Annotated in this window: 14 protein-coding genes; 6 read left to right on the top strand and 8 right to left on the bottom strand. The window is 39.7% G+C overall.

Annotated elements, in window-relative coordinates; translation table 11 throughout:
• The first annotated feature begins 50 nt into the window (after positions 1 to 50).
• Genes DI077_RS06985 through DI077_RS06975 form a run of 3 tightly spaced genes read left to right on the top strand, consistent with a single transcriptional unit; the run spans position 51 to position 2,726 of the window.
• The gene (locus DI077_RS06985) at positions 51 to 455 is read left to right on the top strand and encodes a bactofilin family protein (protein WP_109018881.1); all 405 of its coding nucleotides are present in this window, start codon (positions 51 to 53) and stop codon (positions 453 to 455) included.
• A 19-nt stretch (positions 456 to 474) separates the two neighbouring features.
• A complete protein-coding gene (locus DI077_RS06980; protein WP_109018880.1) occupies positions 475 to 1,599 on the top strand; it encodes a M23 family metallopeptidase in 1,125 nt (374 codons plus the stop codon).
• Positions 1,596 to 2,726: an alpha/beta hydrolase gene (locus tag DI077_RS06975; RefSeq protein ID WP_109018879.1), complete on the top strand. Its 1,131-nt coding sequence runs from the start codon at positions 1,596 to 1,598 to the stop codon at positions 2,724 to 2,726. The genes DI077_RS06980 and DI077_RS06975 overlap by 4 nt, the downstream gene beginning before the upstream one ends.
• A 26-nt stretch (positions 2,727 to 2,752) precedes the next feature.
• Here the strand turns inward: DI077_RS06975 and bla are convergent, their stop codons facing one another.
• The 3 genes from bla to DI077_RS06960 are packed head-to-tail and all read right to left on the bottom strand — an operon-like array spanning position 2,753 to position 6,361.
• Entirely contained in the window at positions 2,753 to 3,565 is an 813-nt protein-coding gene (gene bla / locus DI077_RS06970) for a subclass B1 metallo-beta-lactamase (RefSeq protein WP_109018878.1), read from the bottom strand.
• Complete coding sequence (locus DI077_RS06965) at positions 3,549 to 5,318, bottom strand: transglutaminase-like domain-containing protein (RefSeq protein WP_109018877.1); 1,770 nt, start codon at positions 5,316 to 5,318, stop codon at positions 3,549 to 3,551. Before DI077_RS06965 ends, bla begins: the two co-directional genes overlap by 17 nt.
• A gap of 20 nt (positions 5,319 to 5,338) precedes the next feature.
• Positions 5,339 to 6,361 carry an MBL fold metallo-hydrolase gene (locus tag DI077_RS06960; protein ID WP_109018876.1) on the bottom strand — a complete coding sequence of 341 codons (1,023 nt, stop codon included), beginning with the start codon at positions 6,359 to 6,361 and terminating at the stop codon, positions 5,339 to 5,341.
• Positions 6,362 to 6,490: 129 nt separating this feature from the next.
• On the opposite strand from DI077_RS06960, the gene DI077_RS06955 reads away from it, so the two are divergent.
• Complete coding sequence (locus DI077_RS06955; protein ID WP_109018875.1) at positions 6,491 to 7,273, top strand: helix-turn-helix transcriptional regulator; 783 nt, start codon at positions 6,491 to 6,493, stop codon at positions 7,271 to 7,273.
• 4 nt (positions 7,274 to 7,277) lie between these two features.
• On the opposite strand, the gene DI077_RS06950 is transcribed toward DI077_RS06955, so the two are convergent.
• The 5 genes from DI077_RS06950 to DI077_RS06930 form a co-directional block, all read right to left on the bottom strand.
• The gene (locus tag DI077_RS06950) at positions 7,278 to 7,820 is read right to left on the bottom strand and encodes an Mpo1 family 2-hydroxy fatty acid dioxygenase (RefSeq protein ID WP_109018874.1); all 543 of its coding nucleotides are present in this window, start codon (positions 7,818 to 7,820) and stop codon (positions 7,278 to 7,280) included.
• A 249-nt stretch (positions 7,821 to 8,069) separates the two neighbouring features.
• Complete coding sequence (locus DI077_RS06945) at positions 8,070 to 9,767, bottom strand: 4-alpha-glucanotransferase (RefSeq protein ID WP_278321685.1); 1,698 nt, start codon at positions 9,765 to 9,767, stop codon at positions 8,070 to 8,072.
• A gap of 46 nt (positions 9,768 to 9,813) precedes the next feature.
• Entirely contained in the window at positions 9,814 to 10,878 is a 1,065-nt protein-coding gene (locus DI077_RS06940) for a class I fructose-bisphosphate aldolase (protein ID WP_109018871.1), read from the bottom strand.
• A gap of 72 nt (positions 10,879 to 10,950) precedes the next feature.
• A complete protein-coding gene (locus tag DI077_RS06935; RefSeq protein ID WP_109018870.1) occupies positions 10,951 to 11,868 on the bottom strand; it encodes a hypothetical protein in 918 nt (305 codons plus the stop codon).
• On the bottom strand, positions 11,869 to 13,293 hold the full coding sequence (locus DI077_RS06930; protein ID WP_109018869.1) for an MBOAT family O-acyltransferase: 1,425 nt from the start codon (positions 13,291 to 13,293) through the stop codon (positions 11,869 to 11,871).
• 120 nt (positions 13,294 to 13,413) lie between these two features.
• On the opposite strand from DI077_RS06930, the gene DI077_RS06925 reads away from it, so the two are divergent.
• Positions 13,414 to 14,283: a sensor histidine kinase gene (locus DI077_RS06925; protein WP_109018995.1), complete on the top strand. Its 870-nt coding sequence runs from the start codon at positions 13,414 to 13,416 to the stop codon at positions 14,281 to 14,283.
• The gene (locus tag DI077_RS06920) at positions 14,280 to 14,963 is read left to right on the top strand and encodes a response regulator transcription factor (RefSeq protein WP_109018868.1); all 684 of its coding nucleotides are present in this window, start codon (positions 14,280 to 14,282) and stop codon (positions 14,961 to 14,963) included. The genes DI077_RS06925 and DI077_RS06920 overlap by 4 nt, the downstream gene beginning before the upstream one ends.
• Positions 14,964 to 15,074: the final 111 nt, after the last annotated feature.

Below are 15,074 nucleotides of genomic sequence, written 5' to 3'. Positions count from 1 at the left end.
CATCAAAGCCTCAAATTACGAATCTCACAGAAGGGTAAAAAGGAGTAGGAATGGCGATCAATAAAGACTCCATCAATAGCGTAATCGGACCTGGTTCCATTTTCGAAGGAAAATTTTATATTGCAGGATCCCTTAGAATTGATGGTAAATTCGAAGGAGATATCAAAACAGAAGACGCACTGGTAGTAGGTGAAACTGGAAAAGTTAAAACCAATATTGCTGCTCGTGAAGTAGTCATCTCAGGAACCCTTATCGGAAATATAAAAGCCGAATCAGAGGTAAAACTCGAGGGTACCGGAAGAATGTTAGGTGATATCACAGCTCCTTATTTAGAACTTCAAAAAGGTGTGGTAGCAAAGGGAAATATTACTATTACCGGCGGCCAGAAAAAAGATGTCCGTAAAATCGTTGAAGAATCGTTTGGCGGCATTAAATCTTTAGACAGCAAAGAGTAAGCTGGCATAACTTTGAAACATGCTACTTCGATCACCTGAAAAATCAACGATCGGTAAGCATGTTCTTCGCTGGGGAAATTTAAATGTCATTCAACTTTCCCCGGGAAAGTTCTTCTACAATCTTCATCTACAAACAGCAGTATTTCACGGAACGGTAGACTTAAACAAAAAGCGCTACCGGGTTCTTCCCCTACTCGCATCCTCCGCCACCATTGCACTGCTTTTAGGAGTTCTTTGGGACAGACCGAACTATAGCGAAAGTTATCTGGACATCGAACCGAGTACTACGATCGACGAAGTACAGGAAAACGATTCCAAAGACAAAGAGGCAAAAGCCGCCGATGAAAAATATCTTTTGGAAACGGAAGAGAAAAAATTTGCGATCTTACGTTCTGCCGAATTGGATAGACCCGCGGAAGACAAACTTAAAAAACTAAAAGTCATTCAATACAAAGTTAGGAAAAATGAAACCTTATCGGAAATTGCAACCAAGTTCCGGGTTTCCACGGAAGCAATTGCAGGTTCCTCAGGGATCCAACCGGAAATAGTTTTACTTCCCGGCCAAATCCTAAACATTCCCAACAAACAAGGTTTAGTTTATAAAATGAAAAAGGGAGATACTCTTGCGAAAGTCGCCGACTTTTACAAAGTAAAGATGGAAGACATCTACTCCGAAAATACATTGGATGATTACGACTTGTTCAAATCGGGACAAAAAGTTTTTTTGCCCGGTGCAGTGATTCCCGATCCTCTTCCTATTTGGAAAATTCCGGTGCTCTCCCGGGTCATTACCTCCGGCTGGGGAACAAGATCCTACCCTCAGTATAAATTCCATCAAGCCATCGACTTACGCGCAAACTACGAACCTGTTATGGCGGCAAGGAAAGGAAAAGTTATTTATTCCGGATGGATGGGAGGTTACGGAAACGCAATCATCATCCAACACGACAACGCCTATCAGACATTATACGCTCACAACTCGCGTCTCTATGTAAAATCCGGAGATTATGTATCCGTAGGAAAGGTAATCTCCAGATCGGGGTGCACCGGCTATTGTTTCGGACCGCATTTGCATTTCGAAGTGATTAAAGACGGCAAAAATATAAACCCTTCCAAATTGTTAAAAGGATTTTCCTATAAATGACATATTTTTCCTATCCTAATCGTAAATTCTCCCTACCCAAATCACAGACCGTCCTTTTTCTACTTCCTTTGATTTTCTCCCTCTCTTATTGTGCCACCCCTCCTCCCACAATAGGCCAACTTTTGAATGAAAGAACAAAAGATAACTTCGATGAAACGAAAAATTTAAACATAAATTACGTTACTACCAGAAGAGAAAGAACCGTAGCCGCTCCGAACTGCGACTCCAGCACATTCGATTTCCTAAGTGATATAACAACTCATTACGGAGAATGTATTATCGGAATTCCCGCAAAACACTCCATTGGCGATATTACCTGGGACAATTCTCAGGATAAAAATTCGTTTTTTCATTTGAATGGCAAAACCGATCGAAAGGAAGAAGATTTCTTTCAAAAGATAAAATCAAATCCTTTCGAGGAAGTGTTGGTGTTTGTTCACGGATTCAATGTGCCTTTTGAAGAAGCGGTAGTGAGAGCGGGACAGATCCGTTATGATTTAAAATTTCCGGGTGAAGTTATCTTATTCTCTTGGCCAGCAGGAACCGATGCAGGAATTTTAAATCAATTGATGGTGCGTTCCGTATACCAAGCCAATTTCATCGAAGCCAAACTAAACAGAGAACCTTTCGCAGATTTTTTATCCAAAATCATAGGATTAAACAAAAAAATCCATTTGGTAGTTCATAGTATGGGACATCAGGTAGTTCTGCCTGCGATCGATATTGCAGTCAAAAAAGGAAAAACAAAATTCCTGGAACAATTGATTTTAAATGCACCTGACTTCGATAAGGTCGAATTTGCGAACCTTGCACCGAATTTGGTATCTTCGGCAAAACGAGTGACTCTCTACTGTTCTCCCGGAGACAACGCCCTCATCGCCTCGCAAAAAGTCAACGGAGGAAGTCGGGCGGGAACCTGTTTCCGTTTCAACGATATAGATGTGATCAATGTAAACGAAGTGGACTCCCCCGTTCTCGGGATCGGAGGACTTGGTCACGGATATTATTCTTCCAGACCCATATTAACGGACATATACCAAGTGTTACTCGGTGTATCCATAGAAAAAAGATTGTTTATCAGGCGAGCGGGACAATACAACGGAGAGGGTTGGATCTTAAGAAAATAGAGAAGCCGGAAAATCCCGGCAGATTTTCAATCAGACTTCGGATTTTCATCCAGCAGACGGATGGTATGCCGTATCAAATCCGTTTTGCCCCAGTCCCCATGGCCTGGTACAACGATTTCCGCATCAGGGTATCTTTCCAAAAGATTTTTGGCTGTCATAGGCCAAGTATCCAGATTCGCTTCCTTTATATATCCAAGTGTTTTTGATTCCAAAGATTTGATCAGACAACCTGCAAATAAAATATGAGAATTTGGCAACCATACAACGATATTATCCTTGGTATGCCCGTGCCCCGGATAATAAACTTCAATCCCGGTGTCACCCAAATTCATCCTCGGATCCAAATCCAATTTGGGAGTCGGTTTGGTAAATCCGTTCTTTTCCGCTTCTTTCGCCGTCAAACTAGTGCTATAGACAGGTATTGCATTTTGAAGAAATACATCGATTCCTGAAATCCGGTCTTGATGAGCATGAGATATGATTACAAAACGGATTTCCTTTTGAAACTTTTCCTTTAAGAGCGGAATGAGTGTCACCGTTTGCATCTTTGTCCAGGGAGTATCGATGATAACAATCCCTTTGGAAGTGATCACAACCAAACCATTGGCAAACATCTTTTCTCCGCCGACAATCCCGCTACTGCGATGGATCCAAACATTTTCCTTCACACGAATCAAATCAACGGAAGCCGTTTCGGAAATGGTGGACTCGGAAGAATCGGAAATAGAATTCGAGCGATTAACGGAAGGCACCGATTTACAATCGATCACAAATCCCGAACCTATGATGAGACAAACGATAAAAATATTTCTTTGAAAATAATTATGGAACAAAAACATTCTCTTCCTCATTGGTTGGTTTTTGTAAGGATCTGGATTGAATCTTCACTTCGGAAATTTCCGCATCTTCGATCCCTTTTTTATAAAAATCCAAACGTAGTTTCGCTTTTTTCGAATTTGCCAGAAAAGGTTTTGCGAATTGAATCAACCTGTCCCCTCCTGAAATTTTTTCATGATAGACACCGTTCAGATTCGCAAAGATCACATGACGCGCATAAGTTGATCCTGGAATTTTTGCGGGACCTGCCAAAGGTTCCATGGGAATCCAGCCGAATTCATCCGTCCATGCTTCTACAAATTTATGATTTAAAAAAATCTTATCCGAAGATTCGGTCGGTAAATAATTCCAAACCAATCGGGCCGGAATTCCAATACTTCTGAGAAATGCCATGGTAACATAGGAGTGTTCCGTGCAGGCGCCGTTGTTTTTGGAAATCACTTGGGGAGCGGGTTCGAACTTACCGGATTTATACGGGATCTTGGAAACATATTCTTGTGTGCGGGATAAAGTTTCAAAAATATCGGGATCCTCTCCCAAAATTTCCGCGCGCTTTGCTTTAACAACTTCATCATCATACTTTAAAAACCAATCGTTTGCCGTATAAATCGAAAACTTTGAATCCGCCCGAAAATCACTAAGTTTTGATTTTAAAGAAGAAAGATCAAATTCGATTTTAAACCGCTTCATCTTCGCTTTGTATACAATCTTTTCAAAATTTTCTCCTGCGGACAGAGCAGGAACTAAAAATCGAACCGATCTATTTCCCAAACCATCATATTCTATTTCAGAATCTTTCGTAAACTGCTCATCCGTTAATTCCTGCGAATAAGTTTCGTTAGGAGGTAGTACAAGAGAAACCTCTGAAGCCGTCATATCCGAGACAGCTGTAATATTAACTTCCGCATAAACTTCATTTTCTATCGGAGAAAACCGGATCGCCTTTCCGTTTTCCAATACCTGAATTCCCTTGGAAAGATCGTAGAGTTTATTTCCGATGAGACCCAATTCAAAAAAGTTCTTGGTCACCGGATCCAATACCAATAGTTTTCCTTTCCCGGCCGAATCGGACTTCATAAGTGCTCGGTGACTGATACTGGGTTTGTATTCATTTGTGACCGTATTCGTTCCAATATCCAGGATTTGAATTTTTGCTCCCCAGAGAGTGGAAACAAGGCCGACTTGGTTCTCTCCCCAGGAGAACATTCTTTGAACACCTGTTACAGGATAAGTTTTTTCTTCTATTTTTTTGCCAGTAGTTAGATCGAAAATAATGAATTTTGTTCCGTGATGAGAGTAAACTTTATTTCCGTCAATCACCATATCATGCCAACCGGAATTTGAGTCTTCCCAATCGAAGGATCCGAGAGTGATAAGAGTGTCGGGGTTTATCTCCAAAATCTTTTTCTTTATGCGAAAGTAAACTTTGTCTTTGGAACTGGCCCATCCGGTGATTTTATCTCCGGTCCAAGGAATTTTGGTCTTCTCTCCCGTTTTCAAATTCCATTTCAAAATCTCCAAAGGTTTGTCTTTGGAACGAATCAAGTAATATGCATTTCCCTTATGAATCAAAACCGATTCGAATAAATCCAAAGATTCACCCTCTTCCAAAATCGGCGGATTGGAAATAATATAATCTCCTTTCATTTCCTTCCATCTATAAGAAGTGTATGTTGAGGCTTCGGAAAAAATAGAGAAAGAAAATAAAATGAAAATTACAAAGACTGAATGGAAAATGAATTTATTTTTTTTCATAACTGCTACCAACCTTCCTGTTAAAACAAGTCTATCGTTTCGAATCCTTGCAAAAGGATGACGTTAATCTGATCCGATTTTGTTTTACGAAGAATGAAATTCATATTTGCATTAAAGTCATCTCCGATTTTTAAATTCGGCTCCAAAGGTTCCGTAAGCGGTTTAAAAAAATTATCCCAATGAATGGGAATCACTTGTTTCGCTTTTACCGCTTTCACGGTTTCCCTGTAAAAAGTTTCTTGAAATGTTTCCGATTGTTTTGACAACTGAGCGATTCCTAAAAATAAAACATCCGCCTTATAACGATCCAAGGCGCCTTCGATATAATTTGTACTTCCTTTGATCAGTAAAGAATGACTTCCATGTTGGATCAGAAAATCAAAAGCTCCACCTTCAATGTAATCACTTGCTTTCGCAGGTTGCACCAAAGGGGAATCGATATCCGGATGATTCGGATCTGTCGCATTTGTTTTGCCTAGTATTTTAAAAGGAGGAGTGTGTTTTGATGACAAAACGGTGATTGTGAATTTTCCGATGCGAATCGGTTTGCCGGGAATGAATAAATTCATCTGATCTGGAGAAAGTCCCGCTCCCACTCCTACATTCAAAGTGGAAGATGATCCGTATAAATTCGCTCCTGTCAGTTTTGCTACGAATGGTGCGTCCATAGCATGATCATAATGGGAATGACAGACAAAGATTCCTTTCAGTCGATTCATCCTAGTCTTTGCTATCACCGATTCGATAACGGATGTATCTGTGGATAGTTTAAAAAATGCAGTTCGAAATAAGGTCGGTCTGGTGAAAAATCCGTCCGTAAGAAGTTGTGTTTCTCCATCATCGATAAGAAGAGAAGCGGTTCCCAGAAAAGTAACTCTAACCTTTCCCGGAGGAATTAAGCCCGTTTGTTTTTGTTCGGAAAGATAATCTTTATAATCTCGCACATTTCCAGAAGATCCGAACATACAAGATTGAATCCATAAAAAGGAAAAAAACAGAAAAAACTTAAAACAAAATTGCAAATGATTTTTTAACTGATTCATTCCTAGACGACCCTATTCCTTAATGTGTGCATCAAAGTACGGAAATTTTTATTATTTTCAATCGTTTTTCCGAACTGATGGGAAAAATGGATTTACAAAGCAAAAACAAAGTTAGATGGTCTTTTCAAAATGGTTGATTCCTATTCCGGTAGTTTGTTTTATTTCGGTGGAAAGATTCTTCTCGGAACACGCGGATTAGAAACCGATTTTCATGCACATTTCGCAGTATCCATTCTTATTTCCATTTCAGAACCATTCTGCATCAAAACGAGTGAAAAGGAAAAAACTTACTACCAGGCGGCATTCCTCGCACCGAATTTCCATCATATGTTACTTGCGGAAAATTCAGATATGATCGTATTACAATTTGATCCATATAGCAAATATTATGCGTCGCTATTGACCCGTTTCGGAAGAAAGGGAATCAGGGAAATACCGATCGAAGAAGTCCAAAGCTTCACTGAAGAATGCAAAAATTTACTGGAAGCAAAACTGGATTGCGCAAGTGCACGTTCCTTATTCGAGTCCATTCTCAGCGCTCTTGGAACGACAAAACCCGAAACAAAACTATTGGATCCTAGAATCGCAAGTCTGGTGGAAAAAATGAAAATTTCATTAAGAGAAGATCTTTCGGTTCCTATTCTTGCAAGTGAACTCGGTTTTTCCGAATCCAGATTTATGCACTTATTCAAAGAAGAGATAGGAATTCCTTTTCGCCAATATCTACTTTGGATGAAACTTCATGAAGCGGCAAAGGTTTTGCAATCGGGTGGAAATTTAACAGATGCCTCTCATGCTGCAGGATTTGCTGATCAGTCGCATCTGAGCCGAACCTTCAAAAGAATGTTCGGAGTGCCCCCATCGAAATTTTTGGGGGCAAATCATAAGGTGAAATTATTTTTCTGTGGCTAATTTTTTACTTAGCGTGTGCATGAGAAAAATCTTTCCATTTTCCTCTTTCTTTCAATTCTTTCTCGATCGCATCCTTCAATTCAGTTCGATAACCAAGCTCGAAAAAAACATCGGCAATCACGAACAAAGGAGCCGATACAAGCGCCTGGAATAGATTGTCAAAAAGTGCAGGGCGACTTTTCTCAAAAATAAAGTGTCCGTAAAACTGAGCACTCCAACCTACCAATTGACCAAGTCCGAATACAGTCCATGCGATTTCGGAAGATAGAGTTGCAGTCAGATACTGTGCCATTAGATAGAGGGAACCGAATAACAGAGTTGCTGCGGTCGCGAAAATAACATCCAAAGTAAAATAATACGCCAAAACTGCTGCAACAAATACCGTAGCTGCTGTTACATGAAATCCTTGTAGCTCTGTCAAACTGTATCTGCTTAAAACCAAAAACAGAGTAAAGGTAATCATTGGAACTCCAATGACATGGATCCAAACATTTCTTTTTTCCTGATGGTAGGCGGAATAAAACGCCATTTCTTTTGCAAAGCGCATAAGGTGTCTCCTTTCTATGTAAAGACATCTTAGCAGATGGACGGGAATTCGACTTGAAGGATTCTGCCGTGGGCAAAGGAAAAATTACGGGAGTTTTTGGTATACCATCCCCGCCCTATCGAGATTGGGTGGGGTTAACCACCCGCCACCCAATGGCTTCCTACTACCACATTTCCTTATGCAAGGGAATCAAAATTGCAAAATCTCTTAAAAATTTAGAACTTTGTTCGGCTTTTTGCCCGAATTGAACTAATCCACAAACCGGCGGGATTGAATCATTTTTTCTTTCAATGCCAAGGTCAGTTTCCCATCCGCAATCAAATCCTCTATGTAAAAGGAAAACCGGTAGGACCAGTTTTTATCTTCCGGAGTGCCCGGCAGATTGAATCTGTGAGAGGAAAGATTTTCCAAAATGGAATTCTCTCCCGTAAACAAAAGGTCCTGCAAAATCTGAATCGAAAATAAGCTATTTGTTGAGAAAGAAAAATCCAATAAACCTTCCAAGATCTCGGAAGCGGAGTTCGGAAGTTCCTTTTTCTGGTCAGTAAAAAAGAAATTGCCGGCATATTCCTTTTCTCCATGGGAAAGACTCATCCACCAATCCAAAGCTAACGAAGTGTCATGAGTGGACAAAACACTGATCGCAGTTTCCCTATACCCTTCCGGCTCAATGTAGTTTCCATTTTCCAAAGAACGGGTCCAACGAATCACATCGATTCCTAGAGTGCCCCTTTCCTTCAATGAATCCCGTATAAAACCAGGTACCGCTCCCAAGTCTTCGGCGCAAGGGACGGCGTTTGCAAATCCGTCCAAGGCTGACAGGATCTCTTCTCCCGCCTTCGCCCAAAGGGCTTCATCTTCTTTTAAATTGATCTCGGAAAGAGGAAATGCCTTTGCCTTGATCTCTTCCGGCAATTCCGACCAACCTGGCTCTTTCCAAAAATCCCAATAAAAAATAAAAGAATCTTTTTTGAATTCATAAATTAACTTGCGTTTGATTAAATCTTCAACATCCAATCCCTTTTCCAAAAAATGAGATCGACTGCAACCGATTTGAGGATGAAACCATCCGAATTTAGCACTTGTTTGTTGCATTGGGATTGCCCAAATCCGATACATTCCAATCACATGATCAATTCGATAGAGATGGAAAAAATGATCCAAATATTGAAGTCTTTCTTTCCACCAGCTAAAGTCCGTTTTACGCAAGACATCCCAATTCAATACAGGAAAACCCCAGTTTTGTCCTTCCTCTGAAAAAGCATCGGGAGGGGCACCTGCTTGCAAATCCAATTCGAAATATTCGGGATGTTCCCAAACGTCTGCGGAATTACGGGAAGTTAAAATCGGCATATCTCCTTTCAAAAAGATGCCTATCCCTTCTAACTCCTGTTTGGCTTTTTTCAGCTGCATAAACGCGATATATTGCAAATAAGATAAAAACAAAGCCTCTTCCTTAAAATCGGAAAAAACTCGGATTTTTACCTTCTTCGGATCTTGGTCTTCTTTCTGCCAAAGACTCCAGTCCTTACCTTCATTCAAAGCATACAAAACCCGAAAACATACATAACCTTCCACCCAAGAGTGGTCGGATAGAAAGTCCTTTGCCAATTTTTCATTTTTTTCCAGATCGGAAAGGAAGAACTTTCTAAGTTCAACTAACTTCAGTTCTCTGATTCTGGTTTGATTGATCCTATCGGATACGATTTTTGACTTTCTGGAAACCAGACTGATCCCCAATTCTTTCAGTGAAATATAAATAGGATCGATGGCGAAGGCTGAAATGGAACTGTAAGGTGATTTTCCGAAACCGGTGTCATTTAAGGGAAGGATTTGTAAAATGGAAAAGCCTGCTGATTTGGCCCATTTTCCCAAAGGAAATAAAGAAGAAATATCCCCACATTCAAAGGAATCTCTTGTGAGAATCGAAGAGAGAGGGACGAGTATCCCCCCTCTTCTTTTTAAAATTCTATTTTCTTTCGAAGAACCGATATTATGCTACCGTGATTTCCTTAGAAAGATAAACGTCTTGGATCGCATGGAGAAGAGCCACCCCGTCATTCATAGGCTTTTGGAATGCTTTACGTCCGGAAATCAAACCCATTCCTCCCGCTCTCTTGTTGATCACTGCGGTTTTAAGTGCATCCTGAAGATCATTCTCTCCCGATGCTCCTCCGGAATTGATCAGTCCCGCTCTTCCCATATAACAATTTGCCACTTGGTAACGTGTCAAATCAATCGGGTGGTCGGATGTCAGGTCGGAATAGATTCTCTTATCCGTTTTTCCATAAGTGGAATCCGTATTCAGAACATTATAACCGCCATTATTTTCAGGTAACTTTTGTTTGATGATGTCCGCCTGGATCGTAACACCAAGATGATTCGCCTGACCTGTTAAGTCTGCGGAAACATGATAATCTTTGTCTTTTTTAAAAGCATTGTTTCTGATGTAACACCAAAGGATGGTCGCCATTCCCAATTGATGCGCCATTTCAAAAACTTTGGAAATCTCAACGATTTCCCTTCCGGCATCTGCAGATCCGAAATAAATAGTCGCTCCGATCGCAACACAACCTTGGTCGTGCGCTTGTTTTACGGTAGCAAATAGAATTTGTTCGCTTTTGTTCGGATAAGTGAGAAGTTCATTATGATTGATCTTCAAGATAAAAGGAATCTTGTGAGCGTACTTACGTGCTACAGAACCCAATACTCCTAAAGTCGTAGCAACACCGTTGCAACCACCTTCTATCGCCAGTTTGATGATATTTTCACCGTCAAAGTAAATCGGATTTTTTGCGAAAGAAGCGCCGGCTGAGTGTTCAATTCCTTGGTCGACAGGAAGGATGGAAACATAACCTGTTCCCCCCAATCTTCCATGTCCCAAAAGGGATTGAATGCTGCGTAATACGGGGATGGAACGATCCGTGGGTCCGAAGATCCGGTCTACCCAGTCATTTCCAGGAACGTGTAAAAGGTCTTTTGAGATTTTTGGCTTATTGAATCCAAGTAGGGATTCAGCGTCTTTTCCTAAATGTTTCGATATATCTTCGAAGTTCAAGATGGTACTCCTTATCAATGTAAAATCTGCTAGAAACCAGAGCTGACAACCCCTTTTTGCCTACTAGAAGATTCAATTCGGGGCTTTTTCGATTGCCTCTATAATGGTTTTGCTAAGAACTTCTCTCCCTTGAGTCGACAAATGGATGGGATCACGGAATAAAAGCGGATCACGATCCGAAAAAGTAAAGGAACGAAAAAGAATCCCTTTTTCCGAAAGAAAACGAGAAAACGTTGCCTTGATCTCCCGGTAATTTGGATCAGAACTTACAGAAAAAAACTTGGGAGCTTCCCAAACCTCCAGTGTTTTTCCTTCGGTTTGGTTTTCCTCAATCAAATCCTTCCAACACTGCAATTGTGCAGAATGAATTTTTGGCGAAACAATCCTGATTTTCTCAGACTCCGCGGCAAGACGTTCTTCAGAAGATCCCTCTTCCCTTTTATTCACATAACCACCATCAACAGAAAAACTATCAATCAGTGCTCCTGTTAAAAAATAAGTAGTGATCAATTCTATATTGGAAGTTACAATGAGTTCATAATATTCGGAGAAACTGATTTCCCTTTCATTGCTCAGCAAAGCCAGATAACGTCTTTTTAAATCAAGATCGCTGTCCAACATAATCCTCAAATCGCTAATGGACGGACCTTGGCTTGAGGTTTGAGGATAAAATTCCAATACTAAATGGTTCCAAGTTTTCCCTCTTTTTTTTAAAAATCGCAATTGTTCCGACATCATACAGGGTTGATTTCCATTATAGGCAAGTAAGTAAACTTTCCCTAACTTGGATCGAAGGATACTCGGATCGTAAGATTGGCGAGTGAGAGAAGAACCGATTAATAAATAATTTGAATTTTCTGGTAAAGCCATGAGCCCGGAGGTGGTGCTTGAAAACAAAAAAGAATAATAATTCTTAAAAAAAACAAGAGTAAAAAAAACAAGAATACCCGTTAGTATTTTTAAAATGATATGTATTGAAAACTTATTCATTTAGAATTGAAAATACAAAAAACTAACATTATCAAATTTCCCAAAAAATAAAATAGAAATGGAAATAAACAATCTTAGAATAAAACTAAAATTAACCTCTTTCATTTTCTCAATATAAAAAACAAAAAACACCCAAAAACATACCACAATCGCATGTGCAATAGAAACATTGGACTGTGTGAAAGGGAGGATCGTTTGCCGTAAGGAAGTATTTGTTAATTCCATATTGAAAAGAATATTTCTGATAATATAATGTGCATCTGCCAAATTATTGGCTCGAAAATAAATCCACGCAAATGTTACAAACCCAAAAGTTAACAAAACATTAACTGAATCTACAAATTTCAATTTACTTAGTCTTACAAAAAAAATTCGCTGGGAAGTCATTTTCTGAAAGCCCATCCCAAGGATCCGCCAAACACCGTGCAATAAACCCCAAATAATAAATGTCCAATTTGCCCCATGCCAAAGTCCGCTTAATAAAAAAACGATTAAAACATTGAGATAATTCCGGAATAATGTTACGCGATTTCCACCTAACGGAATGTACAAATAATCACGAAACCAGGAAGTTAGTGAAATATGCCACCTACTCCAGAACTCTCCTATATTTTTTGAGAAATAAGGATTTTTGAAATTCTGAATAAGATTAAATCCCATCATCCTGGCTACTCCGACGGCAATGTCAGAGTAACCCGAAAAATCGCAGTAAATCTGAATTGAAAATAAAACAGAAGCAACTAACAAAGTCAAACCGCCATGTACTTCTAAATTCGAATAAACGGAATCAACGTATACCGAGAGTCTATCGGCAAGCACAACCTTCTTTAAAAATCCCCAAAGCACAAGATCCAACCCATTTACAAGATTTGCCTTCTCCCATTTGATTTGATTACGAAACTGAACCAGAATATGTTCCGCTTTTTCAATTGGGCCTGCTACCAATTGAGGAAAGAATGTAATAAATAAAGAATAGTTAATCCAATTTTTTTCTGCAGGAATTGATCTTCGATATACATCAATCAAATATCCTATGGCTTGAAATGTATAAAAAGAAATTCCTACCGGCAAAAGAAATTTCCATTCGGGAAACTGGTTTGTTATATTGAAAGAAGAAAGTTCTTTTCTAAAAAAATCATAATATTTGAAAAAAAACAAAATCAAAAGATTCAAAATGATGGCAAACATCAGAATGTTTTTTTTTTCGTTTTCCTTTCTGGCTTCTTGATCGATTGCAATTGCGGAAAGATAAGTAGAAATAATGGAAATTAGAATTAAGAAAAGGTAGTTAAAATTCCATGAAGCATAAAAATAAAGACTTGCTACGAGTAAAAAAATAAGAGAAGCATTTCGGTTTTTGAGAAAGAATAAGACAAAAAGAACAATGGGAAAAAAAAGTAAAAACTGTAGAGAATTAAATAACATGAAAACTTTGGATTACCATATTGAAAATCCAGCTTACGTATTAAGTTTGGTAAAAAGTCAAAATGACAAGATTTTTTTAAAAGAGAAAACCTTACCTTGAAGGGTTCTGCCCGTTTTCGAATGATTTTTGCCGTTGCATGGCTCAGTTTAACCGTTTCCTTGGGGATTTGGTGGTGGATTCTGGGACTCAGGCAAGCAAGAACCATCGCGGAAATGACAAAAGATACAACCAGTGCCCAGGAATTGCAACGGGTAGACCGTATGCTCAAACTGGAAGGTTCCTTTTTTTTAGGAATGCTCACACTGGGCGGAGTGACTCTCGCCTGGCTTTCTTATCGGGATTTCAAAAGAGCCAAACTCATCTCTGATTTTTTCACGACAGTCACACATGAAATGAGAACTCCTTTGGCAAGTCTGCAATTGCAAATCGAAGGACTGATCAGTGACAATAAGAACAAACCGATTCTGGTTCGTTATGAAAAATTGCTGAAAGAAAACAAGCGAATCGAATCCAGAATGGAAAAAGCGTTTTATCTGGCGAGCCTCATGCAAGGCGAAAAACTTTATATAGAAACTTTTCCCCTACAGGAACTGGTCTCTTCCGTCAAAACTGATTATCCCGATTTAATCATTGATCCGTCTTGTAATGTCCATACCGAAATCATTGCGGACAAAAGAGCGATCGAATCCATCTTACAGAACTTAATCGAAAATGCCGGTCTTCATGGAAAAGCCACTTCCATCCGGTTATATTCCGTCGAATCGGAAAACAAAAAAATCCATCTTAGTATCGGAGACAACGGAATCGGTTTTTCGGGAAATTTGCGCGACCTCACAAAACCTTTCGTCCGTCACACCAGGACAAGTGGAACCGGGATCGGACTCTATATTGCAAAAAACCTTCTTGAAAAAATGGGTGGAAAGTTATCTCTTTCGTCAACTAACAAAGGATTCACGGCAACACTTGAGGTGAAAAAACAAACTATATGAAACCTTCAATAATGATCGTAGAAGATGATGAAAGTTTGGGAGAAACTCTTCGGGAACGTTTGGTCAAAGAAGGTTATAAAGTCTTTTGGTCCAAAACCGCTGCAGATTCCAAAATTTTATTTTTAGAAAAAAAACCGAACCTGGTCATTCTAGACCTCAGACTCCCGGACGAGAACGGATTCCATGTTGCCGAATTCATCAAAAAAGAATCCAAAGACACACCCTTTTTATTTCTTACGGCCCAAGCCGGCGCGCAGGAAAGATTGAAAGGATTCGAATTGGGTGCTGTGGAATTTATCCCCAAACCATTTCATTTAAAAGAACTGCTCATCCGATTGGAAAGAGTGATTCAAACGAGTCAAAAACCATTCGGTAAAAAATGGAATTCGGGAGGTTTGGAAATCCATCTGGATTCCTTTGCCGTAAAATCTCAAAAAGGAGAACTCATCCCTCTTTCCAAAAGAGACTGCGCTCTTTTGGAACTTCTTATCTCGGAACCGGGCCATGTGTGGAGTAGAAATGAAATCCTGGATCAGATTGTAGGAGAAGATGCATTTCCTACGCAAAGAACCATAGACAACGCAATCGTAAGACTCAGGGAAGCCTTAGGTGAATCTTCCATCCGGAATGTAAGAGGAGTCGGTTACCAATGGGTGGCACCTCTTTCCCCGTTGAATTAAATTCCGAAGGACAAGACTTTTCATCGATTTTACGGTTTTCCGGAAACAGTTCCCATCCTTTCTATTTTGGGAAATCCGAATTCCGCCGACAATGATAAGGTGAAACCCGTT

This window comes from Leptospira kobayashii (genome assembly GCF_003114835.2).
In the GTDB taxonomy this organism is placed as follows: Bacteria; Spirochaetota; Leptospiria; order Leptospirales; family Leptospiraceae; genus Leptospira_A; species Leptospira_A kobayashii.
The sequence above is the reverse complement of the archived record's forward strand: the minus strand, read 5'-3'. Positions and strand labels throughout refer to the sequence as shown.

Excerpts from the sequence above, each read along its gene's own strand:
- DI077_RS06975 (WP_109018879.1), top strand. The coding sequence starts at position 1,596 with ATGACATATTTTTCCTATCCTAATCGTAAATTCTCCCTACCCAAATCA.
- DI077_RS06950 (WP_109018874.1), bottom strand. The coding sequence starts at position 7,820 with ATGCGCTTTGCAAAAGAAATGGCGTTTTATTCCGCCTACCATCAGGAA.
- DI077_RS06935 (WP_109018870.1), bottom strand. The coding sequence starts at position 11,868 with ATGAATAAGTTTTCAATACATATCATTTTAAAAATACTAACGGGTATT.
- bla (WP_109018878.1), bottom strand. The coding sequence starts at position 3,565 with ATGTTTTTGTTCCATAATTATTTTCAAAGAAATATTTTTATCGTTTGT.
- DI077_RS06985 (WP_109018881.1), top strand. The coding sequence starts at position 51 with ATGGCGATCAATAAAGACTCCATCAATAGCGTAATCGGACCTGGTTCC.
- DI077_RS06930 (WP_109018869.1), bottom strand. The coding sequence starts at position 13,293 with ATGTTATTTAATTCTCTACAGTTTTTACTTTTTTTTCCCATTGTTCTT.
- DI077_RS06980 (WP_109018880.1), top strand. The coding sequence starts at position 475 with ATGCTACTTCGATCACCTGAAAAATCAACGATCGGTAAGCATGTTCTT.
- DI077_RS06955 (WP_109018875.1), top strand. The coding sequence starts at position 6,491 with ATGGTTGATTCCTATTCCGGTAGTTTGTTTTATTTCGGTGGAAAGATT.
- DI077_RS06925 (WP_109018995.1), top strand. The coding sequence starts at position 13,414 with ATGATTTTTGCCGTTGCATGGCTCAGTTTAACCGTTTCCTTGGGGATT.
- DI077_RS06960 (WP_109018876.1), bottom strand. The coding sequence starts at position 6,361 with ATGAATCAGTTAAAAAATCATTTGCAATTTTGTTTTAAGTTTTTTCTG.
- DI077_RS06965 (WP_109018877.1), bottom strand. The coding sequence starts at position 5,318 with ATGAAAAAAAATAAATTCATTTTCCATTCAGTCTTTGTAATTTTCATT.
- DI077_RS06920 (WP_109018868.1), top strand. The coding sequence starts at position 14,280 with ATGAAACCTTCAATAATGATCGTAGAAGATGATGAAAGTTTGGGAGAA.